Below are 23,875 nucleotides of genomic sequence, written 5' to 3' on the forward strand. Positions count from 1 at the left end.
TGTAATGATAGGTTCATCGATTTTCTTGAGCGCGTTTGACAATGCCAATAAACGCGTCTTCGAGAGAAAATGGAATCGGACGCAGTGAATGCAGGATTAAATGATGAGACGTGAGCAGCGATCGTAACCCCGCAACTTCCTGATCAGGGTGATCAAGCACGACATGCAAGCGATCGGCAAAAATAGAAATGCGCCAGGGATCAAAGTGATGTTTGAGCAAATTAGACGCAAATTGAGGACGATCGACCACGACTTCAAAAAGTTGTCCCGGTTGAGCCGCTTTGAGTTCGCTAGGCGACCCTTCTGCTGCAATTTCTCCGGCAACCATAAAGCTCATGCGATTACACTGTTCAGCTTCTTCTAGATAGTGCGTGGTCACTAGAATAGCGGTGCCATTGCGCGCAAAGTCGTTAATCAGTTTCCAAAATTGTCGTCGCGCTACAGGATCGACTCCTGATGTCGGCTCGTCGAGAAACAAAATATCCGGTTCGTGCAGCACCGATGCGCCAAACGCGACGCGCTGTTTCCACCCGCCCGGAAGCTGCCCGGTGAGCATGGTTTCTTGCCCGACCAGCCCACAAGTAGCCAGTACCCAATCGATTTTTTCGCGACGCAGTTTAGACGGCACTCCATACACGCCGCTGTAGAATTCTAGATTTTGGACGATCGTCAGGTCGTCATAGAGCGTAAATTTTTGGCTCATATAACCAATGCGACGACGCAGATCAGCACTTCGCAAATTTCCCGTTTCGCCACCTAAAAAGACTTTGCCGCTACTGGCTTCAAGCAACCCGCACAGCATTTTAATCGTGGTTGTTTTTCCGGCTCCATTTGCACCTAGCAAGCCAAAAATTTCACCATAGTGAACGTCGATATCTACCTTGTTCACCGCTTGAAAGTTGCCAAAAACTCGGCTGAGATGTTGGGCAGAAATCGCTACAGAATTCTGAGTTTTAGACGTTGAACTCTGGAGGGTTTGATTGCCACCACGAGAGCGAGGAAACGGAAAAAATTGGGGCGCGGCTCCCTGCTGACGAAGGCGAGTGACAAAGACATTTTCTAGCGTGGGTTCGGCGAGTTCAATCTCAGGTGCGGATAATTGATGCTGCCGCAACAGAAACCGCAGTTGTGCTTCACCGCGCTGCAAATTGGCAACCAACACATCCAAACGATCGCCAAACACTTGCACATCTGCGATTTCTCCATCCGTCTCGCTGGCTTGCGCTAGGACTCGCTCAGTTGCCGCGAGTTGAGATGTTCGCACTTCGAGGCGATGCAATCCTAAACTGACACGCAGTTCTGCTGGAGTACCAATTTGTTGAATCTGACCGTCATACATCAACGCAACTCGATGACACCGTTCGGCTTCGTCTAAATAGGGCGTTGCTACTACGATCGTCATGCCGTCAGCAGATAGTTCTGCCAGCACATCCCAAAACTCGCGCCGTGACACCGGATCTACCCCTGTTGTTGGTTCATCGAGCAGCAACACTTGCGGTTGAGCAATTAATGCACAGCACAGCGAAAGCTTTTGTTTCATGCCGCCTGACAACTGTCCGGCAAGCCGATCGCCAAACCGATCGAGATCCATCAACCGCAAATATTGATTGCGTCGCTGTTGAAATACCTCGTCGGGCACCTGACGCAACCCAGCGACATACTGCAAATTTTCATTGATGCTGAGGTCGAGATAAAGCGAAAATTGCTGCGTCAAATAGCCTGTCACCGAGCGAGCATCTTGGGGCGATCGTCCCAACACTATCACCTCGCCTGCCGTTGCTTCCATCACCCCACCCAAAATGTGAAAGGTGGTGGTTTTGCCCGCGCCATCGGGCCCGATCAGTCCAAATAATTCACCCTGCTCGATGGCGAAATCGATGCCCCGCACAGCTTCGAGAGTTCCGTACTGTTTGTGTAGTCCTTTTGCCGAAATCGCGATCGCGGTCGTCGGATCGCAGATTGGTAGAGGTGGAGGGGCGATCGAGAAGGGTTGATTCATAGTGCAATCCGATGGGCTGTAGGGATGAATTAGGAGTATTACTGGATAGAGCGATGATTTGGGTAGGGGCAATCCCTCTGTGGTTGCCTCAGGGGTCTACTGTGTATACATAACTTGCTTTTGGTTCAGATTGCGTGGGGTTCGCCCCTCTAAATCCCCCATTCTGGGAGACTTCAAGCTCAAACTTCTAGTTTCAAAGTCCCCCAATTTTGGGGGATTTAGGGGGCTGAAGCCGACCCAAACGAAGCGACAATCAACTTGTGTATACACGACAGCCGTCAGGGGTAGGGGCTGGCGATGGCAATGGGCACGGCAATGCCAGGTTCCTATCGGGCTAGAACAATGTCGGCATCGGCGGGCATTCCCTGTTTGGCGCAGGGCAAACCTTCGGCAGCATAAGGATTGGCGGGATTGTTGCAGCCGTCAGGATTCTCGACCCCGATCCGCACACCCACGACCTGCTTAACGCGATCTTTTTGAAAGTAAATGTTCTCAGGTGTGAAAGAGGCTTGTGGATCGATCGAGATCACGGTTCCGGCGATCGGCTTGTCAGTCGCAGAATCGAGATAGACGCGCACCGTCTGCCCAACTCGCACATTGCCAATGTCACCTTGAGGCAAAAAGCCCCGCAGATAGACGGTTTTGGGGTCGATTAACGTCAGCAGTTTTGCCTGACTGTCCACAACAGCGCCCGGTTCGACGCTGCGCGCTGTCACAATGCCATCTAACGGACTGACCACATTCAGATCTTGCTTAGAGTCTTTGATCTGCGTGAGAACTTGCTGTCTGGCTGACTCTGCATCTTTGATTCTCGCTTCGGCGGCTCTCAGTTGGGCGATCGCCACCCTGAGTTGTGCCTGACTCTGTTCTCGTTTTTGCACCAGTGCCGCCACCTGCGTGTTGCGAATCGTCGGATTTAAACTGCTGCTTTCAGTTTGTGTTAACCCACCCTGAGTGGCACTCAACTGCTGACGCGCCGCTTCGATCCCTGCCAGCTTTGCCTGATAGTCAGCCTGCGCGGTATAGAACGCTGCCTCAGTCTGGTCAAACTGCTGTTGATTAATGGCACCCTCTTTGACCAAAGATGCATAGCGCTCTTGATTCAACGCCGCCAGCTTTTGCTGCGCTTCAGACTGTTTGGCTTGAGCGACTGCTTGAGCAAGTTGGGCTTTAGCTGTCGCTACTTGAGAGCGTGATTGATTCACCCGCCCATCGGTGTCGCCCTGCGACTGCTGCACATTTAACTCAGCCTCTTGAATTTGACTATCAATCTCAGCGATCGCGCTTTGCGCCCCCACAATGGTTGACCGTGCTTGTTCTGCTTCTTGCTGGGCATTCAGCACCCGTGCCGCTGCGCCACGCAGTTGATCTTGCAGAAGTTGATCGTTGCTATCATCGAGCTTCATCAGCAACTGTCCTCTTTTCACGGCTGCCCCTTCACGCACGGCGACCGATTCGACCCGACCTGTTCGCTTCACTCCGATTTGAGTTTCATAAACTTCTATTCGTCCACTTAAGCGCAATACACCGCTGCCAGCGTGGGGCAAGAGTCGCCAGATGCCATAGCTAATTCCTGCCAACACTACCGCGATCGGCAAAAGCAGCAACGCTTTAGGAGGGCGTTTAGCTTTAGCAGCAGTGCCGGGCAACCCTTGGGGGGCATCAACAGAACCAGGAAGCGTTTGTGTCATAGTCTCAACCTCTGAGCATGGCAACTGAATAATTGTCGTAATGATGCACCCATTGTTTGAGTGATCATCTTAGAAATGAGAGTTTAACAATACGTCAGTTCGACGAGTTTTTTCGCTCCGTTGTCAACGGCTTCTGCCCCCTAAATCCCCCATTCTGGGGGACTTTGAACCGAAATTTTGGCTTGAAGTCCCCCAAATTGGGGGATTTAGGGGGCTTCCCGAATTCACAACCGAAGCGAACCGCTTCTGCCGAACTGACGTTAACAATGCTCGCAAGCGATAACTACGCAAAAGTTATTTAACTCACAGTTCTAAACAGCCAATTTATGAATACAAGAGAACACAATCTTTGTCGTCGTAAGCACATCTCAAAGATGACTAAAAGAAAAGGTCATAAACCCGAACTAAATTCTACTGAAAACGCCCTTGTGGACGTGTAGAGGTTAGGGCTATTTTGTGTCTGACTTGATTGACGGCACAAGCGGAACAGAGCCATCCGGCAAAGTCATCGATCGCGCAACTGTAACGGGCGTGTTAAGTTCGACAATCGGCAGTGAGAGCAAACTTTTCTGCATCAACCGTTGAGTCGCAGAGCCAGACTTGCCCAAGCACTCTAGCAAAAGTTGATTAGCGCAATAATATTGCTTGAGCAGCCGCTTCTCATGAAGATTAAACGACCAGACGTGCCCCAGATTGCGATGTCGATCTAGCACGAGTCTTAATTGGGCAACCCAAGTCGATCGGGCAGTTTTCCAGTCAGCTTGAAATCGGATCTCTTCATCAGACATTTGTGCGAGATCAGACCACTGCGATTGCAGAATGTGCAGATCAGCAGCAAGGTCAGGATCAAGGCTCTGAGCGCTCTCAAAAGCAGTGGTTAATGCCTGAACCAGAGACTGGGATCGACTCAGGGTAAATGATCCTGGTTCTCGCTCAAAGTGGGGCGCGATCGCAAGCGTCAACAGTCGAGCTAGTCGGACATCGAGCGCCAAATCTCCATTGGTTTTTAGCACTGCCGCGATCGAGCCGTCTGCATCCAGGCTATGAGAAAGTAAGCAAGAACCCTGGACAGGATCAAGCAAGTGACCGAGTTCTAGCTCTAGATAAAATGCCCGCATTGCCGCCGCATTATTGGGTGTAGACATCGCCGCTGTCTTTTGGGTCAACCAGGTTAAAAACGGCGACAGATTAGCATCTTGAGCCAAATGGTCAATTTTTTGCTTCATCAATTGCAGTAGGCAATCGGGATCAGGCAACAGATCGATCGTGATCAAAAACACCGGGTGCCAGCGCGGGTCAATGATTTGATTAACGAGCTTTTGCAAAGGCATTTCGAGGGCAGAACCTAGCGCCGGGTGAGCGATCGCTCTCGCGGCAAAGTATTCTTGAAACGTGTAGTGAGAAAACGAATAGATGCCTCTCGCTTGCTCAACCAGTAGACCCTGATCTGCCTCAAACGATTTGAGAATGGCTTCACTATCGAGGTCTAAATCGTCAGATGCGATCGCGGTTTGAGCGACGGTGCGGCGATAATCCCAAATCGATTGTTCGAGTTCTTGTTGACGAAAAAAGTAGTCACCTTGCTCAAACCGCAGTAGAGCAATCCGACTCAGCAACTCTTCTTTGTGGTGCAGCGAGAGCATCTTGCCAGCAGAGGCGCGATCGAGGTGTCGGCTAGCATCCCAGGTTTTCATTAATAGTTGCAGTGCTTCTTGATAAAGGGTCGATCGATGCACTGGAAAAGTTCTGCTGTCTTCAAAAATTAGACAGAGCAGGGTGAGCAAAATCGGACTGGTTGCCAGCTCGTGGATCGGCGGGTTTGCAAACAGTGTGTGCAAGAATTCGATCGGTAAAGTCGCGTCGTTGGTAAACCATTTCTGGGCAAAGTTGGCAATCTGTGAGTCATCAAAATCTGCAATTTCGACTTCAGTAAACTGCTCAAAAACATAGTCTTGCGCCGCAATGCGACAGGTAATCACAAAATGGTTAGCGTGAAACTGAGCTGAAAACTGCCGAATTGCCTGCAAAACCAGCGGTCGATCGTGCTCTTTAACTTCGTCTAGCCCATCGAGCAAAATTAGCGCCTTACCCTGAGTCAGAGCCTCCGAGACAAGTTGAGTCGTCGCCGCAAACTGCTGAGTGATGTGGGTCAGCAAGCTTACGGGATAGGCATCTTCAGCAACGTCTTTGAGTGAGATAAAAATCGGCACTCGATCGGACAGAAAGGTGCCAGTGATGCACTGCATCGCTAGGTGTTTTAAGAAGGTGGTTTTGCCCGCTCCTGGCTTGCCCAAGATGATCAGCTTCGAGTGCTGCTCAACGGCACTAAGCCCAGGCGATCGCTCTAGAGCTGTATTCTTTAAATAGGGACGATCGTCGATTTTTACACACTCTCTCAGTAAATCAGAAACACTGAGCCGTCGGCGGCTACTGATTTTTTCTAAGACCTTAACTTCGGTGTAGAGGTGATCAAGCTGTCTGGGCTGCGACATATCTAAAACGCGCAAACTGCCACACTGCTGCTGAATATTGACCCGAATCTGCTGCCGTAACTCTTGAATTAAATTGGGCTGCACGGGCGGTAGCAAGAAGCGATCGAGATTGATATCATGGCTATAGAAGGCACTATCACAGTCGTCGTTGATCGCCCTCTCAAAGTCTTCAGGAGCTAGTTCAGGGTCATCGTTCAGGTCTGCAATTTCGTGCCACGGAAGTTTGAGCGTGTGACAAATTTTGTGAAAGTTTTCACGTCCGATCGCTTTCCCAGCAAAGAAGTTTTGCACGGTGGCGCGAGAAATTTCTAACTCAGCCGCCAAATCGATTTTGGTGGCAAACACCATGACGGCGCGGTTTGCTCGACGGATGCCTGTTGAAGATGCTTTTAACGATCTGCTTGCTTTAACAACCACAACGTTTCCCCCTGACTTAGCGTGAACATGAATAGAGCGATCGAGCTTTCTAAACTTAATTCAAGACTTACTACCTCAAGTTGTAGTGAATAAACGATAGTTTGTCTAGCAAATCTTTGATTTAATGTTGTCAGTATTACAAACTAATCAAAAAGAGCTTTATAAAAAACTCAGACTTTCAAGATTACTCGTAGATTAGACACAAAATCTACAGCTTTAATGCTTTGCTTAGACACATAGCAAAGCACGATGTGGGAAAGTAAAACGAACCGATTCTATAGACGAACTTTCTACGACTCATAGACCAGCTTCTATGAACGTCATCAGTCTACTGTTCACACATTTTGGGTATAGACCACTACACTCTTAGTCAACAATCCGACTCGTTAAAGTTGCTTATCTTATGGTTTTTAGTGCCGCTCAAGCTGATAAAGACCGAGATCTTTAACCGGAAGTTAACTCAGTTTTAACAGTGTTCAGATATTTGTCAATATCTCGCTCAAGTCACCTTATTTTTCATGAGATCTAATTAACTAGAACCCTGATTAGGACAAGAATCTTTAGTTTTTAAGATCGAGACAATTAATACTGGCGATTATTGTTTGCTCTGCATCCTATCGGGTGCGATCGCATTATGATCACATTCAATCGACTGCAAACTCTGTTCACAACTAACCCCTTCCATCAGTGGTCTTCACTGCTGACGACTGGGCATTTCAAGTCAGCCAAAACTCGATCGTTCAGTCGATTGCAAACGTTGCTTGCCGCAGGACATTTTGTGGTGTCAGCCGAGTTAACGCCGCCTCGTCACTATAAAACTGAAGCCTTCACAACCAATGCTGAGAAGATTGCTGCTTATATTGACTTGGTGCAAATCAATGATAATGCAATGGCGCAAGCGCGATTATCAACTTTGGTAGCGGCGCAGTTAATGCAGCGATCGGGCATTGAGTCAGTCGTGCAACTCACCCTTCGTCATCGCAATCGGATTGCATTGCAAAGTGACTTATTAGGGTTGGCTGCTTCTGATATTCGCAATGTGATTGTGTTGGGAGGTTATCCCTGCTCAGCAGGCAGCGACCCCGATGCTAAGGATGCCACCGACCTCAGCACCCTTGACGCGATCGCGGCTCTAACTCGCCTGACAACCCAAGGTCAGCTATTTAATGGTCAACAAATTGCCCCGCCGCCCGATTTTTATGTCGGCTCGATCGCCACTTCTGCCGTCACTGATTTAGAGGCAAGCATGGCGCAACTCACCGACAAAATCGATCGAGGAGCTAAATTTATTCAACTGCAAGCTACGTTTGAGCTTGCAGAAACCGAGCGCTGGATGGCAGAAGTTCGGGCAAGAAATCTGCACAAACGGGCGCATTTTTTGGCGGCACTTTATCCATTTAATGGCTTAAAGTCGCTAGAGAGATTGAGTCAGATTCCGGGGTTGAGTATTCCAGAGTCTTTGATGATGCGGATTTCTCAAAGTCGAGATCGGCGATCGGAAAGTCTCAAAGCCAATCTCGAATTGGTGGAAGGTATTCGTGCGATCGAGGGCATTCGTGGTCTGCACTTTCGAGCTATTCCGCCGAGAGAATGGCTTCCAAAGATTTCTGAACTCATCCGCACTGTGTCGCAGCGCGTCGCGATCGGTGAACTTAAAGTCCAAAATCCATTAGAGGGTTAAGCATGGGAATTTATCAAACTGAAACGAAGCGAGTTGTCGTAACGGGAATTGGTGTAATCGCTCCGCTCGGTATCGGCAAAGAGCAATTCTGGAAAAACGCAATGCGAGGACAATCCTATATTGTTGCTGATCCAGAAATGGCATCAATGGGAATCAAAAGCAAAGCGCTGTGCCGCATTGATGATTTTAATTTGGCAGACTATTGTTCAGGTGACGAGTTTGATCATCTGCACGAACAAGATCGCGTTGTTCAAATTGGAGTTGTTTCTGGCTCAATGGCGATCGCTGATTCGGGTTTAGATCTGACGCAAGAAGATCCCGAATCATTAGGCATTATCTTTTCTTCGGCGATCGGTGGCACTCCCTACATTCAAAAGATTTTTGAATTGTTGAGCGATCGTGGCAAGTCACCGATTCGTCATATGCCCGTTGGCGAGAATTTTTATAACGCCGGGATGTTTAATTATTCTGCCGCATTGTTGGCACAAAAGCACGGCATCGAAGGCGCGTGTACTTCGCTCTCAACGGGCTGCACGGCTGGATTAGATGCATTGGGCTTGAGTGTCGAAATGATTCGATCGGGTGAAGCAAAAGTGATGTTAGCCGGAGCTACTGAAGCACCGTTAACCAGTCTCACTTACGCCACCTTGGATGTGATTGGTTCACTGTCCGTTTCCGATTGCGAACCTGAAAAAGCATCGCGTCCATTTGATGTTAAACGCGCTGGGTTTGTGATTAGCGAAGCGGCTGCGGTGCTAGTACTAGAAGAATTAGATCACGCTTTGGCACGAGGCGCACATATTTATGCTGAAGCGATCGCATACTCTAGTGTCAGCAATGCGTTTCACATGACCGATTTGCCCGATCACGGCATTCCAATGGCGATGGTGGTCGAGCGGGCAATGGAGCAAGGCAACGTGCAGCCAGATGAGATTGATTACATCAACGCTCACGGCAGTTCTACACCCCAGAATGACTTATTTGAAACGAATGCCTACAAAAAAGTCTTAGGGGAACACGCCTACAAGATTCCGATTAGTTCAACAAAATCGATGATCGGACATTCCTTGTCATCAGCAAGTTTAGTGGGTGTTGTTGCGACATTAGGCGCGATCGAGCTATCAATGGTTCACCCCACTGCTAACTATGAATTCCCCGATCCGTTATGCGATTTAGATTATGTTCCCAATGAGTCGCGATCGCATAACGTAGACACCGCAATGTTAACGGCAAGCGGATTTGGTGGCATTCACTCTGCTGCAATTTTCCGCAAGTATGGAGGAGACGCATGAATTACAGCGATCATTCCAGTCGGCGAGTCGTGATCACAGGCATTGGCATTGTCAATCCGGCTGGCATTGGCAAAGATGATTTTTGGCATAATATTTCGACTGGAAACTCTGCTATCCGTCGCATTACGCGTTTTGATTCCAGCGAGTTTCCGACGCAAGTTGCAGGCGAAATTTTAGACTTTGAGCCGGCCGATTTTGTGCCTAAGCGACTCGTCATTAAAACCGATCGCTTCACCCATTACGCACTCGCGGCGGCTGAGTTAGCGCTGCAAGATGCTGACCTGAATCTTGAACAAGAAGATTCTTATCGCGTTGGCGTTTGGTTTGGCAATAATGCGGGCGGCTGGGATATCGCCGAGCGGGGCTTTTACGAACTTTACAACGATGGCGCAAGCATGGTCAATCCCTGGCAAGCAACCGCCTGGTTTCCCACTGCCGCACAGGGATTTGTCACCATTCGCTACGGCATTCGTGGCTATAGCAAAAGCTTTGTCTGCGATCGTGCCAGCGGTGCAAGTGGATTATATTTTGGCGTGAAATCCATCTTGCAGGGACATAACGATGTCGTACTGACAGGCGGATCAGAAGCGCCGATTACCCGATTTGGCATGACCTGCTATTACGAAACGGGTGAACTAAGTGCTGAAACCGATCCTGACTCTGCCTATCAGCCCTTCGATCGCAGTCGCACAGGCATTGTCTTGGGCGAGGGCAGCACCGTTTTAGTGTTGGAATCGTTGGAACACGCTCAAAAACGCGGTGCCAAGATCTACGGCGAAATTCTGTCGGGCAGTGCCACCACCGATCGCTCGATCGAGTCTGGCAAAGCCCTAGAACGAGCCATGAACGAAGCGCTAAAAGAAGCAGGCATCACGCCCTCCGCCATCGATTTGCTGTTAGCGGAAGGCTGCGGCACTCAAGTCAGCGATCGCGTCGAAGCCCAAGCGATCGCCGCCGTCTTTGAGTCAGAAGCCCCGCAAGTGCCTGTCAGCGTTCCCAAGGCGTTGTTTGGTCACTTATATGGAGCGAGTTGCGCCACCGAAGTTGCTTGCGGATTGTTAGCAATGGAGACTGGACAACTGCCTGTGATGCAAGCGATCGAGCAATCAGATCCCGGTTGTCAACTCAATTTTGTGACGCAGCCGAGTGAGCGATCGGTGTCTCGCATCATGGTCAATTCTCGCGCACGAGAAGCCGCCAATTTCTCGTTTGTCGTCGGCAGTCGCGAGTCCTGAAACGGCATTAAATACGCCCCCCTAGCCCCCAATTTTGGGGGGAACCGGAATACTCAAAGTCCCCCAGCATGGGGGATCTAGGGGGCGAAAGGATTAACAATTCAACCCTACCTTCAGCAACACCTCTAAACCTAAATAAAGGAGATTACCAATGGTCATGGACACTCTAAAAGCAATTTTGCTAGAACTCGGAATCGAAGAGTCAGACGTGACTGAAACCGCGTTGCTTCGCAAAGATCTGCAACTCGACTCGACCGAAACCGTGCAAATCGCCCTAGAGCTAAAGCGTCGCCTGGGCGTTAACGTCAAACTCGAAGCACGACAAGATATGACGCTAGGGCATATCTGTGATCTAGTCGTGCAAGCAATGGCGCTCAATCCTGCTTAGGGAGCCGAACCTGATGATGAGCATCGGCATCGATCTTGAATCGGTCAGCAGAATTGCTAAACTCGTCGATCGCTACGATCGCAACACGCTCAGCTTACTATTTACCCCGCTCGAAATCGATCAGTGCCAATCAGTTTCACAGCCCGACCAGCATTATGCCGTCTGTTTTTGCGCCAAAGAAGCCGTCGGAAAAGCGCTCGGAACCGGACTTGCAGACATCGAATGGAATGAAATTGAAACCACTATCACCGCGTCTGATTTATCGATTCGGTTATCAGGAGCCGCTCAACGTCTGGCGATCGCGCAAGGCATTCAAACCTGGTTAGCCACCTGGCACCGCTGGGATGATCATGTGCTGGTTCACGTCCTCACTTACTCGCCACCTACAGGGAGATAGTTGCATGGATATTAGTTGCGAACGGCTGCCCGAAATTTTTAACATTGCAGCCTATTTTATTGAAGGCAGTTTGTCACGGGGGCACAGCGAACGAATCGCGTTTTATTATCGCGACGAAACCTATACCTACCGCACCGTTCGTAGCTATGTGCGACGCGCTGCCACCTTGCTCAGTGAGTTAGGACTCGATCGCGAAGATCGCATTGCCATTTTGCTGCCAGACACCCCAGAGTTTATCTTTGCTTTTTGGGGGGCAATTTGGGCAGGTGCGGTGCCCGTGCCGATCAACACGGCTTGCTCGATCGACGATATTCAATACATCATTCAAAACTGTCGAGCAAAAATTCTTCTAACCTCACAAGAGTGGCATGAAAAGCTGACTCTAGGGACTGAGTTTCTGCGCGATGTGCTGCTCGTCGATGGAGAAACACCCTTTTTATCACGCCTGGATCAAACCAGTGAAGAAGCCACCCCAAGCCGAACTTCCCCCTGTGAGCCTGCCTTCTGGCTCTACACATCTGGCAGCACGGGTCGCCCCAAAGGTGTAGTACACATGCACAGCAGTATGGTGGTTTCGGCGCAACGGTATGGCAAAGATATCGTCGGCTTACACGAAAACGACATCACTTATTCCATTGCAAAAATGCCCTTTGCTTATGGATTGGGCAACACTTTGTATATGACAATGGCAGTCGGAGCGGCATCGGTGTTGTCAGATGCCGCCAATGCTTTCGACATCATTGCAGACTTACATCGCTATCAGCCGACTGTTTTGTTTGGTGTGCCCTCAACCTATGCCAGCATTCTGGCGGTTAAAGAGATGGCACCGTTAGAAACGCCTCGGTTGCGGCTATGCCTTTCGGCTGCCGAGCAGTTGCCCAAAACCATCTGGACTCGGTGGCTGCAAGCCTATGGCTACGAAATTTGTGAAGGCATCGGCACCACTGAATTGCTGCACATTTTTCTATCGAATCGACCTGGAGAATGTCAGCCCGGAAGTTCGGGATTTCCGGTGCCGGGGTATGAAGTCGAAATTTTGGATGACCAGGGTTATCCCGTCAAGGTCGGTGAGATTGGCACTCTGCAAGTGACGGGCAAAAGTCTGATGTTGGGCTATTGGAATCGGATCGAGGAAACCCGCAAAGTTATCTACGGCAACAGCATCCGCACAGGCGACCAATATCAATGTGACGCAGAAGGCTTTTTCTGGTTTATGGGTCGCAAAGATGACCTGTTCAAAGTCAACGGACAGTGGACTTCACCCTTTGAAATCGAGGAAGTTTTGCTGCAACACGAGAGCCTTTTAGATGTGGCGATCGTCCCTCAAACCGATGCTCAAGAAGTGTTGCCCTATGTCGTGGCATTCGTCACGCTCAAAGCGGGCTTCACGGCTTCTTCAGAGTTAGAAGATGGCATTCGCAGGTTTGCCAAGTCTCGCTTACCGCATTTCAAAGCGCCGAAAGCGATTCATTTTCTTGACAAGTTGCCTCGCACCCCAACGGGCAAGATTCACCGCAAAGCTCTGGGCACGAAACTAGCTTTGGTTAGAGCTTTGTAGGGACAACGCACTCACTCAAAATTCACTTCTAAAACTCATCCTTATGACTACCCAACAACTTAGACAACTCGTCACCAGCGCCAAAGACGTGCCGACGATCGAGGATCGCGGCGGCGAGATTCACGTTCTAATTTCGCCAACCAGTGTGCAATCGGCGCACTTGATTATGGGAACTGCAACTGTTCCCGTCGGCGGCAGAGTGATTCGTCATGCTCACCCTCATGGCGAAGAGTGCTTTTATGTGTTGCAAGGCAGAGGACAGATCACCTTCGACGGTATTGGTGTGATGCCATTTCAACCGGGTGAAGCGGTGTTAACGCCGCAGGGAACAGTGCACTCGATCGAGAACACTGGCGATGAAGAAATCCGCGTGGTCTTTGCCGCCGGACCGCTCGCTCCCTCTCCCAAAGATGGACACATTCTTCACGAATGATTAGCGATTGTACTGCTTCAACTTTTTCCAACTACTCATTAATTACTGGAGACAACGACCATGAAGAACATGATGAAAGACGCGCCTGCTGTTGCTCAAAGCTTTTTTGATCTAGCTAAGTCGGTCAAACAATATTCACCGCTTGATGAGAAGACCAACGAGCTAATTATCTTGGGCATCTTTGCGGCGGCTCGTGGTCTACGCGGCATCGATACACACGTCGAACGCGCCATGAACGAAGGAGCCACCAAAGAAGAAATTGTTGCCTCGATCTTGTTGGCACTGCCGATCGTCGGCATCACCGACACCAACATGGCATTGGATCAGGCGATCGACGCGATCGAGACGATCGAAACTCGTCGCGCTACTTCTCGCAAGGAGGTGGTCAGTGCAGCGATTGGTTGATCTCAGTGTTTTGGTCGAAAACTCTCCCTCCGAACCGCTCAAAATGAAGGCGGAGCGATTAGATCACGTTCAGGGTGCCAAGCAGTTTTGCCACGAAGTCGAAACCCGCAACGCTGCCAAGCAACCTGCTGATCCGCGTCGGTTGTATCCCGAAGATTTTCCCGATTCGGCGTTTATCACGCTCGATACGGTGACGCTGCCGACTCACATGGGCACTCACATTGATGCTCCGATTCACTATGGTGCTGAGTGTGAAGGGCAACCGTCAAAATCGGTCGATCAGTTGCCGTTAGAGTGGTTTTTTGCGCCCGGTGTGCGGCTCGATTTGCGTCATAAAAGCGCAGGTGCCTTCATCACGGTTGAAGATTTGCAAGTCGCGCTTGATGCCACCGGACACAAACTGCAACCTCTCGATATCGTCTTGATCTGGACAGGCACCGATCGCTTATGGGGCAAACGAGAATATTTCTCTGACGCACCAGGGATGAGTCGCGAAGCCACTGCTTGGCTGACACAGCAAGGCATCAAAGTCATCGGCATCGACACTTATGGCTTCGATCGTCCGTTTGTGACCATGCTCGAAGACTTTTGGCGCACGGGCGATCGCGGCTGTCTGTGGCCCGCTCACTTCTACGGTCGCGAATGCGAATACATCCAAATCGAACGTTTAGCTAACCTCGACCAACTCCCAGACACCGGATTTCAGGTGGCGTGTTTTCCCCTCAAAGTCAAAGGGCTAGACGCGAGTTGGGTCAGGGCAGTCGGATTAGTAGATCCATAAATTTCAGGAGGATTTTGCAATGCCTGGTTATACCGAAAACTCGATCGTAATTCTGCGAGATTTCGACACCGTGTTTGATTTAACCAACACGATCGAACTGTGGACAGAACTGTTTACCGAATACTCAAAATCAGAAGTGCTAGAGCGCAACGGCAACGAAGTGATCTTTAGCTTGACCACGTTTCCTGAGGGCGATCGCCCTTCCCGCACCTGGACTTCTCGCCGCATCATCGACAAACCGGGACGACAAGCCACTGCCGAACGCATCGAAAAAGCCTTCCCCTTCAAAGACATGAAAATCCACTGGACTTATGAGGAATTGCCTCAAAACGTGGGAGTCGTCATGAAATGGATGCAGACCTTTGAAGTCCACGACGATTGCAAGTGGACTCACGAACAAATGGAATCGTTTTTGAATCGCAACACTCGCACTCAGATGAAAGCCATTAAAGAAAAAGTTGAAGCCTGGGCTGCACCTTTGAAGCCACTGGCAGCGATCGCGGTTTAGTCACAATCGTTTATCGCTCCGTTTCAGTCGGATTCTGCCCCCTAAATCCCCCATTTTGGGGGACTTTGAGATCGGAACGCTTGGCTCAAAATTCCCTATTCATGGGGGATTTAGGGGGCGAAGATCTCAGCCATGATGATCGAAAGAAGTTCGTGATTCAACCCGTTGTTGTCGGTTGAACGTTCAGTTGAAGTAGGTATTAAACGGAATTAATCTGACATTCATTCAGGAGATGTAACCCTCATGTATCAGTTAAAAACCGATCTCGTTGCGTATCATGAAATCTTTTTGCCTGGTCAGAAAGATGCCCTAATGATCTTGCAAAATCTCCTCGCTGCCCAGATTATTTCTGACTATGTGATGTATCAAGATGGCGACGAAGTGAGAATTGCTGGCAACGCACTGGCGCAAGTCACCGTCACCCCTGACACAGTTGAGATGAATTATTTGGGTCAAAAGCAGTCAAAAGCAGTCCGCGATCCCCTTAAACAAATTGAGTTGCTGTTGGCAGAGTTGCCCGTCGAAAACTGGACTGCCTATGGCTATGTCAGCTTTGATGTCTCCCGGTTTTATTATCCTTACTCCAAGTCGATCGAGCAACCGATCGTGCAGTTCATGGTGCCCGAAACGGAAATTTATAGCACTCCACGAGGGGTTTATATTCGCAGTCTTAAGTCACCCGAAAAAGTTCAAAAAGCGCTGTCGGCTGACACAAAGCTAGCTGATTATGTGGCAACTCCGCCAGTGGTTGATTTTGCCGATAGCGAACACTATCAATCGCGAGTCAGCAAACTAGTCAGCGCTATTCAAGGGGGTGAATTGCAAAAAGCGATCGTCTCGCGATCGGTCAAAGTCAAAGGCGATATGGATGTGTTAGGAACCTATTCATTAGGTGCCAAAAGCAACAATGCAGCTCGGTCTTACTGCCTCAAAATTGGCGATGTGAGTGCCGTTGGGTTTAGCCCCGAAATCTTCATGGAGTCTAGCGCAGACGGGTTTGTAGTCACCAATCCGCTAGCCGGAACTCGCCCTCGCGACAGCAACCTCGAAGCCGATGCCCAGTTGCACAATGAGCTATTCACCGATGCTAAAGAAGTCAAAGAACACGCGCTGTCCATTCTGTTAGCTCAAGAAGAAATTGCCTCAGTCTGTGTGCCTGAAACAGTGCAGATTTTTGACTTCATGGAGGTCAAAAAATACCGAACAGTGCAGCATCTCTCATCGCGCGTCGGCGGACAGTTGAAGCCCGACAAAACCCTTTGGGATGCGATGAAAGTGTTGTTCCCTGGCATCACAGTATCGGGCATCAACAAACACAGCGCTCTAGAGTGGATCGATCGCTTAGAAGACGAACCTCGCGGCATCTATGCAGGTGCGATCGGCTGGGTCAATAGCAAAGGCGAATCTGACTTAGCGATCGCCATTCGATCGGTTTATCAATATGGCGATTCTGTCCATCTCAACGCTGGTGCAGGCATTATTGCAGAGTCGGTGCCAGAGAAAGAATATGTCGAATCTATCAACAAGATGAACACGATGTTATCAAATCTGGTGATGCAGCCAGAAAAGGATTAATGGGTGCATTGCAACCGACCAAACATCGGTAGGGGCACGGCATTCTATGCCCCTACTACGGCGAATCTGTCATATTCACAAACCAACTTGGTACTATGCCACTTGTTCAATGTAGCGGGCTAGAAACCCATTATCTTGCACCTTGGGGATTGCCAACCTCTAGTGCTGATCAACTTGTCTTGCTAGTGCATGGGGCTGGGGGAAGCAGTCGCCACTGGGAACCGATGCTCAAAGCCTGGTTTGAGAAGTCGCTGCCAAACCGCGTTTTTCTGGTGGCGATCGACCTCCCCGGACACGGTAAATCTAGCGGCACTGTGTTGAGTTCTGTTAGCGCGATCGCAGACTTTCTCAACGCATTCCTCGATGCTCTAGAAATCCGCAACTCTGTCTGTTTGGTGGGGCACTCTGCGGGAGGTTTGTTAGGGCTTCAGTTTGCGCTGAATTATCCCCATCGGGTCGATCGCTTAATGTTGATTGCGACTTCTGCCTGCATTCAACTCCATCCCGAGTTTCTGCATCAGGCAACGACCCAAAACTGGGACTATGCAACCCTCGAACAGAGTTTTGCACCTGAGATTCCAGAGGCTCTTAAGCAACTAGTACTCAAGGAGTTTCAGCATCTGCGGCTATCCCCGGATGCCAATGATTTTATGGATTTAAGCCAGGTTGATCTACGTCCTTCACTGTCTCAATTAACTCTGCCGATCACGATCGTTACCGGAGACGATGACGTAATCATTTCCCCCCGCAAATCTAAGCTGTTGCAGCGAGAACTTCCCCAAGCAGAGTTAGTGATTGTTCCGGGTGGTGGTCACTATGTTCAGGTCGAACAAGCTGACACGATCGCAGCAGTGTTGATCAATTTTTTGCAGACTACCTCATTGATGACGTGCCCAACCTAAGCCGATTATCAAGCCTGCGACGCGGTGGATAATCATCACCTGCGGAACCGATTGAGCCACAGGACGTTGGGATCAGAAAACTCAAGGGATGCCTTCTGATCCCGCGTCCCTTTCTTCGTTAAATGTATGCCTTGAGGAGATCACGATGCAAAGCACACCCCTAATGAAATTAGTTGATGCAAAAGAACACCACACGATTTTGAAGGTCTACCAAGACTATTCGATCAACACGATCGCACAAGCCGCAGAGGTGCTGCGCGATCGCGATTTTTATAATATTGCGCTGCCGCTCTATCAATATTTACTGCAACGGCAAGAGATGGCAGATTACTATTATGGAATCGGTCAATGCTATGGCAAAGCTTACGACTGTGAAACTTCTTTAACTTATTTACAACAAGCGTTTGAATTACAGCCCGATCGGTCAGAAGGTACAAATTATTACGCCTATATTCTAGAAAAAAACCTGCTGATGGATCAGGCAGAGCAATGGTATCAGAAAGCACTGAGCAATGGTTACGCAGATGATTTATGGACGCTTTCTCACTACGCCTATTTTCTAGAAAAAAATCACCAACTAGATGCTGCCGAACGCACCTATCAAGACGTTTTGCAACGTAACCCAACTTACACCTGGGCAATGAAGCGTTATGCGCTATTGATGCTCAAACGAAACCAGTCCGATCGCTCATTAAATCTCATGCAAACTGCGATCGAGCAACATCCCAAAAATCCGTTTGTGCAACTCAACTATTTAGAATATTTAATCATCTGTGGAGACGGTGCCATCTATGAGACGCACTTACGATCGCTCGACTATCCGCAGCTTGTGTTGCCGTTTCAAACGCTGATCGATCTCTTTGATTATTTTTGGCGATATCTGCTGCAAGGGCACTCAAATCCAGAAAAACTAATTGCCTATCAACAAAAAGTAGCCGCGCTAAAAGACAGCATTCATCGAGACTTTGACGATCTCAACGAGTTGTTAATCACCAACGACGGAGATTTAGAAACGTGGAAACAAATGACGCATCTGTTGGTGAAATAAGTGACTAAATCCCAACGCAAACACTGAAAATAGTTCTTTCTAAAACCCAATGATAAACGACAAAACAAACACTTCTACCAACGGTTCTAGAGTGAATCTGTTAACCATGATGCGGCTTGGTCTATTTCAGATGGGGTTGAGCATGATGTCTATTTTGACTCTGGGCGTACTCAACCGCGTCATGATTCAGGAGTTGGCGATTCCAGCCACGATCGTCGCCGCAGTGCTAGCGATCCCGCTGTTTGTTTCCCCAGCTCGAATTTGGTTTGGTCAGCGCTCCGACAGCAAGCGGCTGTTTGGCTATCACCGCACTGGATATGTCTGGGTAGGAACAGCGGTGCTGGCAGTGACCGCCTTTATCGCCGTACAGCTCATGTGGCAACTCGGCAGTGCTGTGCAAGCGGCAGGTGGGTGGTCTTGGTCGCCCCGATCGGGTGTTTGGCTTGGGCTTCTGTCTTTGGTTTTTGCCATTTATGGTCTAGCCATTAGTGCTAGCTCTACGACTTTTACCGCTCTACTCGTCGATATTTCTGAAGAAGACAACCGCTCGAAACTCGTCGGAGTCGTTTGGTCGATGCTGATGGTTGGGGTGATTATTGGGGCAGTTCTCAGCGGAGTTTTACTGGGGCAATTGACGATCGATTCCTCGATCGAGACCTTGCAAGAAGCGGTGAATCGACTGTTTATCATTGTCCCGGCGATCGTGTTCGGGCTGTCGCTGTTCGCCACAGTTGGGATCGAAAACCAGTATTCTAAATATGCGTCTCGCTCTAGTGTGGCAGACCGAGAAGACGGAATTACCCTCGCTCGTGCCTGGAAAATCTTGACCGCCAGCCCTCAAACGATGCGGTTTTTTACCTTTCTAGTCGTGATGACCATTAGCTTATTCATGATTGATCCCGTCATGGAACCCTACGGTGGTCAGATTTTCAAAATGTCTGTCTCCGACAGCACTAAGCTGAACGCGTTTGTTGGCATCGGGACGCTGATTAGCTTGACGGTCACGGGCTTTCTCGTCGTGCCACGCTTCGGGAAACGCAATACGGCAAGATTGGGCTGCTGCCTAGTGGCGTTGAGCGTCGGGCTGATTTGTCTCGCTGGGTTTACAGCAAATCCGCAATTTCTACAGGCTTCATTATTCTTGTTTGGAATCGCAAACGGCGTAGTGACCACGGGCACCATCACTTTAATGATGGATCTCACCGCCATTGAGACCGCAGGTACGTTTGTGGGTGCTTGGGGACTCGGACAAGCCACCGCACGGGGCATCGCTATTGTCACAGGCGGCGCTGTCTTAGATGTGGGGAAAGGGCTGTTTACTCACTCTGTGCTGGCTTATGCACTAGTGTTTGTCTTCCAAGCCTTGGGCATGGTCTTTGCAATTTGGGCACTCAATCGGGTCAGCGTGACTGAATTTCGCGCGACTGCCAGCGTTGCGATCGCATCCGTCTTAGAAAGTGAGCTAGATTAACGTCAGTTCGACAAGTTTTTTCGCTTCGTTCTTCAGCGCTTCAGCCCCCTAAATCCCCGACGAGTAGGGGACTTTGAGCGGAGACTCCAGTTTCAAAGTCCCCCAAAATGGGGGATTTAGGGGGCTTCCCAAATTCATAATCGAAGTGAACCGCTTCTGTCGAACTGACGTTAGATTAAGCAATCTCGTATTCTTCTCGATGCCTGAGTTGCGACACGGGTTGTAAAAAATCTTGCTCGATCGCAACTCGTTCATCAAGCGTGAGATTCGTCACACTATTTAAGCAATCTATCAACAACCCACACGCTGCATAATATTGCTTTAATTTTTGCATTTGTAAGGGGTTAAACTGCCATTCATGACCCAGATCACGACACGAAATCAAAGTCATTCTTAGCTGCTCAGTCCAGGTTTGCTCGTGTTCGTGCCACCAGTCACTAAAGACCTGCGGCTCAGGCAGTTGATCTTTGAGTTGTTGCAGACCATCTGTGAGCGCAGAAGTCTTGCTGGGGTCAAGATTATCAGCACGGGCGATCGCTCGATTTAAAGCGCGAGTCATCGCATTCATTGGATCAGCAATGTTAGTGATCTGACTGGTCAGCGAAAGCGCCCGATCGAGCGCAAGATCTAACGCCATTTCAGGGTTAAGCTGTCGAGTCAAACTGCTCTCTAACCCAAGGGCAAGATTTAGCAAGCGATCGGAGTTTAAGAGCCGAGCCATCTCCAGGTCTAAATAGAACGCACGCACCACAACAGGCTGATAAAGTGCAGAAATCGAGGCAGATTTTTGACTAATCCACAAAAGACACTGCTGAAGCTGAAAATCTTCTAATAAATGATTGATCTGCTGCTTCATTAACGTCAGCAATTGAGTAGGTTGATGCATCATGCCTGCGGTGAGCAAAAAAACTTCTCGCCATCGGGGATCGTTGAGATGCTTCATCAAGGTTTTCAGCGAGGTTTCTAAAGCTGGAGGCGTAGCAGAATCGACCAGTTCTCGTGCGGCAAAATATTCATGAAAACTGAGGTGAGAAAATGAATAAATACCCCGCGCTCGCTCGACCAAAATTCCGTGTTGCGCTTCGATCGACTTCAGCACTGCCTCACTGTCAAAATGCACAGGTTTTAGCAAGGCTTCGGTGTCTGACAACTGGCTCAAATAATCGCTGATGTGCCGCTTTAATTCACCTTTTCCAAAAAAATAGTCACCCCGATTAAACGTCAGCCAGGCAATGCGACTGAGCAACGCTTCTTTGTGCTGAAGGGATAGTTTGCGATAAACCTGTTCGCGTTCAATATTGCGTTTGCTGTCCCATTTTTTCAACAAGATTTCTAGCCCTTCTTTATAGAGTTCGCATTGGTTGAGCGGAGACTCGCCGCAGTCTTCAAATATCAGACATAGCAACGTCAACAAAAGCGGATTGGTGGCTAACTCTCTCACCGATCGGTTGCCAGGCAACTGCAATTTTTCAATCACCCAATCTCCCAAAGCAGGATTTTTGTTTGCAAACCAGTGATGAACAAATGCAGAAACTTGGGACTGATTAAAGTCTGCAACTTCGACCTCGGTAAACTTCTCAAAGGTATATTCGTGGGTGGCAATGCGGCAAGTCATCACAAACTGGTTGAGCGGATATTGCATCGAAAAGCGCTGCACTTCTTGCACGACCCATTTGCTGTCTTGTCCTTTGACTTCATCTAGCCCATCGAGCAAAATCAGCATTCTCCCATTTTGCAATAGCGAGTCTGCCACTCGCAAAGATGAATTGCCATAGCCCACGATTTGCTGATTGATGTAGTCGAGCAAGCCCGATCGCTTTGGCATTTCAGCAAAATCTTTGATGGAGATAAACATAGGCACCCGCTGCACCTGAAACTCACCTAAACTGCATTGCAGTGCTAGATATTTGAGAAACGTGGTTTTGCCAACACCGGGTCGCCCCAAAACAATCAGCTTGTCAAATCGGTTAACGGCTTCCAGTCCATCAACCCGCGTCTCGCTCACATTTCTCAAAAACGGACGATCGAGCGGTTCTTCTGCCAGCCCTTTGAGCAACTCATCTAGACTAATTCGCCGCCGCCCACTGATTCTTTCTAAAATATTGATGTGGGTGTAAATGTCTTTCAGCGCGATCGGTTGAGACATATCTAAAACGCGAATCGTGCTGCACTGAGTTTGAATGCTTGCCCGTCCTTGTTGCTTGATTGACTGCACTAGGGTTTCAAGATCTTCATCGCTAGTATCTTCACAGGCTGATGGGTCGGCATCTGGTTCAATCAAACCGTTTGGCAAGTCTGCGATCGTCCGCCAATCTAGCTTTAACCGTTGACAGATTTGATGGAAGTTTTCTCGTCCGATCGGTCTTCCAGAAAAAAACTTTTGGAGGGTAGAACGGGAAATTTCTAGCTCGTCTGCAAGGTCTGCTTTGCGAGCAAACACAAGGGCTGCTTTATTGGCTCTGACGATGCCGATCGCCGATGCCTGAAGCGATCGTCCCATCCGTTCCATCATAGATTTTATCCTCTAATCTCTTTGACTATGCAGACTTGATCAACTGCGCGAGTCAAGACGGGCTAGTCTTGGTGTTTTGTTCATGAAAGAAATGCCTTGAGCCATGCGATCGAGACTTGCTTTTACAGACTGCCAAAACAGTGACGCAAGCTATCAACATGACCCACTTTGCAACTTTAAAGAGTGCCGAAACTCAGGTTAGATTGCGAAATTGACCAGCATCAAGAGCTACTTTTCCTCTGCAAATTTTGAGAGATTCAAAGACTTCTAATCATGCTCACACCAAAAATTAAAGAGACGATGTTCACTCGTTTCGACTCTTAATTGAGCCTCGACTAGCGCCTCTACTACCCGATCGGAGACGTTTGTAAAACTGTACTCAATAAACCAAATCTATGAGATAGATATCTCTTTCTAAAGACAGATCATCCACTTCAGAGAAAAATTATTCAGTATGGATTGTTACAAGTGTCAAAGCTAATTTTTGGGGATCAATGCTTGTATAAAGGATGTGTAAAGCCGCGCTGAAAAGCTTAAAGTTTCTGTGAAGCTAAGACTAGTTAGGTTAAGGAGTCGATTGAAGCTTATGTTGGCACGATCGCAGTTCGCTTCCACTGAATGTGTCGTTTTAGCTGCGTATTAGAGCGCCTACTGAGTGAGTAATTTGGAGTGGATCTGATTAACCTGGCAATCAAAGACCCAACGTAAAGCGGTAGGGTGTACCCATAAGTCCTTTGCTCCGTCATTGCCCAGATCTTTGCCCCCTAAATTCCCCACGAGTGAGGGACTTTGAAACTGGAGCCTCGGCTCAAAGTCCGCCAGAATAGGGGATTTAGGGGGCTGAAGCCGACTGAAACGGAGCAACGAATGACTGTGTACTCACCCGATGTGAGCGCTTCAATCCGCACAAACAATCATTGTCAGGTTAATAGGAAAATTAGGATTGTGAGTTAAATAAGCCCTGGATTTGCCCTCACTCTAGCCCTCTCCCAAAGAGCGAGGGAACAAGACAACTCCCTTCTCCTTGGCGAGGGCTTCGCCCCACTTCGTGAAGAGGGCAATTCATACTTTCATTCAGCAACGCCCGAAA

18 protein-coding genes are annotated in these 23,875 nt (G+C 49.0%); 14 read left to right on the top strand and 4 right to left on the bottom strand.

The features are described 5' to 3' along the window. Window positions 1-13 precede the first annotated feature (13 nt). From C7B65_RS00445 to C7B65_RS00455, 3 genes are all read right to left on the bottom strand, one after another. Window positions 14-1,999, bottom strand: a complete 1,986-nt coding sequence (locus C7B65_RS00445; protein WP_083582589.1) for an ATP-binding cassette domain-containing protein — start codon at window positions 1,997-1,999, stop codon at window positions 14-16. Window positions 2,000-2,325: 326 nt separating this feature from the next. Further along, window positions 2,326-3,690 carry an HlyD family secretion protein gene (locus tag C7B65_RS00450; protein WP_073068951.1) on the bottom strand — a complete coding sequence of 455 codons (1,365 nt, stop codon included), beginning with the start codon at window positions 3,688-3,690 and terminating at the stop codon, window positions 2,326-2,328. A 449-nt stretch (window positions 3,691-4,139) separates the two neighbouring features. Then, entirely contained in the window at window positions 4,140-6,599 is a 2,460-nt protein-coding gene (locus C7B65_RS00455) for an NACHT domain-containing protein (RefSeq protein ID WP_143161980.1), read from the bottom strand. Window positions 6,600-7,233: 634 nt separating this feature from the next. Between C7B65_RS00455 and C7B65_RS00460 the strand changes: the two genes are divergently transcribed. The 14 genes from C7B65_RS00460 to C7B65_RS00525 all read left to right on the top strand — a co-directional run bounded on the left by C7B65_RS00460 (window position 7,234) and on the right by C7B65_RS00525 (window position 20,273). Beyond that, entirely contained in the window at window positions 7,234-8,280 is a 1,047-nt protein-coding gene (locus C7B65_RS00460) for a methylenetetrahydrofolate reductase (RefSeq protein WP_073068953.1), read from the top strand. A gap of 2 nt (window positions 8,281-8,282) precedes the next feature. Then, window positions 8,283-9,572: a beta-ketoacyl-[acyl-carrier-protein] synthase family protein gene (locus tag C7B65_RS00465; RefSeq protein WP_073068954.1), complete on the top strand. Its 1,290-nt coding sequence runs from the start codon at window positions 8,283-8,285 to the stop codon at window positions 9,570-9,572. Continuing rightward, window positions 9,569-10,807: a beta-ketoacyl-[acyl-carrier-protein] synthase family protein gene (locus tag C7B65_RS00470; RefSeq protein ID WP_073068955.1), complete on the top strand. Its 1,239-nt coding sequence runs from the start codon at window positions 9,569-9,571 to the stop codon at window positions 10,805-10,807. The genes C7B65_RS00465 and C7B65_RS00470 overlap by 4 nt, the downstream gene beginning before the upstream one ends. A gap of 151 nt (window positions 10,808-10,958) precedes the next feature. Continuing rightward, window positions 10,959-11,195: an acyl carrier protein gene (locus C7B65_RS00475; RefSeq protein WP_219898261.1), complete on the top strand. Its 237-nt coding sequence runs from the start codon at window positions 10,959-10,961 to the stop codon at window positions 11,193-11,195. 13 nt (window positions 11,196-11,208) lie between these two features. After that, on the top strand, window positions 11,209-11,592 hold the full coding sequence (locus C7B65_RS00480) for a holo-ACP synthase (protein WP_106253877.1): 384 nt from the start codon (window positions 11,209-11,211) through the stop codon (window positions 11,590-11,592). Between the two features lie 4 nt (window positions 11,593-11,596). After that, window positions 11,597-13,150 (top strand): benzoate-CoA ligase family protein, encoded by a 1,554-nt coding sequence (locus C7B65_RS00485; protein ID WP_073068957.1) that lies wholly within the window; start codon window positions 11,597-11,599, stop codon window positions 13,148-13,150. Between the two features lie 43 nt (window positions 13,151-13,193). Continuing rightward, a complete protein-coding gene (locus C7B65_RS00490) occupies window positions 13,194-13,583 on the top strand; it encodes a cupin domain-containing protein (RefSeq protein WP_073068958.1) in 390 nt (129 codons plus the stop codon). A 60-nt stretch (window positions 13,584-13,643) separates the two neighbouring features. Then, window positions 13,644-13,988, top strand: coding sequence for a carboxymuconolactone decarboxylase family protein (locus C7B65_RS00495; protein ID WP_073068959.1), 345 nt, complete (start codon window positions 13,644-13,646; stop codon window positions 13,986-13,988). Then, window positions 13,972-14,769: a cyclase family protein gene (locus tag C7B65_RS00500; protein ID WP_073068960.1), complete on the top strand. Its 798-nt coding sequence runs from the start codon at window positions 13,972-13,974 to the stop codon at window positions 14,767-14,769. The genes C7B65_RS00495 and C7B65_RS00500 overlap by 17 nt, the downstream gene beginning before the upstream one ends. 19 nt (window positions 14,770-14,788) lie before the next feature. Further along, window positions 14,789-15,277, top strand: a complete 489-nt coding sequence (locus tag C7B65_RS00505; RefSeq protein ID WP_073068961.1) for an SRPBCC family protein — start codon at window positions 14,789-14,791, stop codon at window positions 15,275-15,277. Window positions 15,278-15,520: 243 nt separating this feature from the next. Beyond that, complete coding sequence (locus tag C7B65_RS00510; protein ID WP_073068962.1) at window positions 15,521-16,852, top strand: salicylate synthase; 1,332 nt, start codon at window positions 15,521-15,523, stop codon at window positions 16,850-16,852. 95 nt (window positions 16,853-16,947) lie between these two features. Continuing rightward, window positions 16,948-17,754 (top strand): alpha/beta fold hydrolase, encoded by an 807-nt coding sequence (locus tag C7B65_RS00515; protein WP_073068963.1) that lies wholly within the window; start codon window positions 16,948-16,950, stop codon window positions 17,752-17,754. Between the two features lie 145 nt (window positions 17,755-17,899). After that, window positions 17,900-18,802 (top strand): tetratricopeptide repeat protein, encoded by a 903-nt coding sequence (locus C7B65_RS00520; protein WP_181314301.1) that lies wholly within the window; start codon window positions 17,900-17,902, stop codon window positions 18,800-18,802. A 49-nt stretch (window positions 18,803-18,851) separates the two neighbouring features. Further along, on the top strand, window positions 18,852-20,273 hold the full coding sequence (locus C7B65_RS00525) for a BCD family MFS transporter (protein ID WP_073068965.1): 1,422 nt from the start codon (window positions 18,852-18,854) through the stop codon (window positions 20,271-20,273). A 175-nt stretch (window positions 20,274-20,448) separates the two neighbouring features. On the opposite strand, the gene C7B65_RS00530 is transcribed toward C7B65_RS00525, so the two are convergent. Beyond that, complete coding sequence (locus C7B65_RS00530; RefSeq protein WP_073068966.1) at window positions 20,449-22,785, bottom strand: NACHT domain-containing protein; 2,337 nt, start codon at window positions 22,783-22,785, stop codon at window positions 20,449-20,451. Window positions 22,786-23,875: the final 1,090 nt, after the last annotated feature.

This window comes from Phormidesmis priestleyi ULC007 (assembly GCF_003003695.1).
GTDB lineage: Bacteria > Cyanobacteriota > Cyanobacteriia > Leptolyngbyales > Leptolyngbyaceae > Phormidesmis_A > Phormidesmis_A priestleyi_A.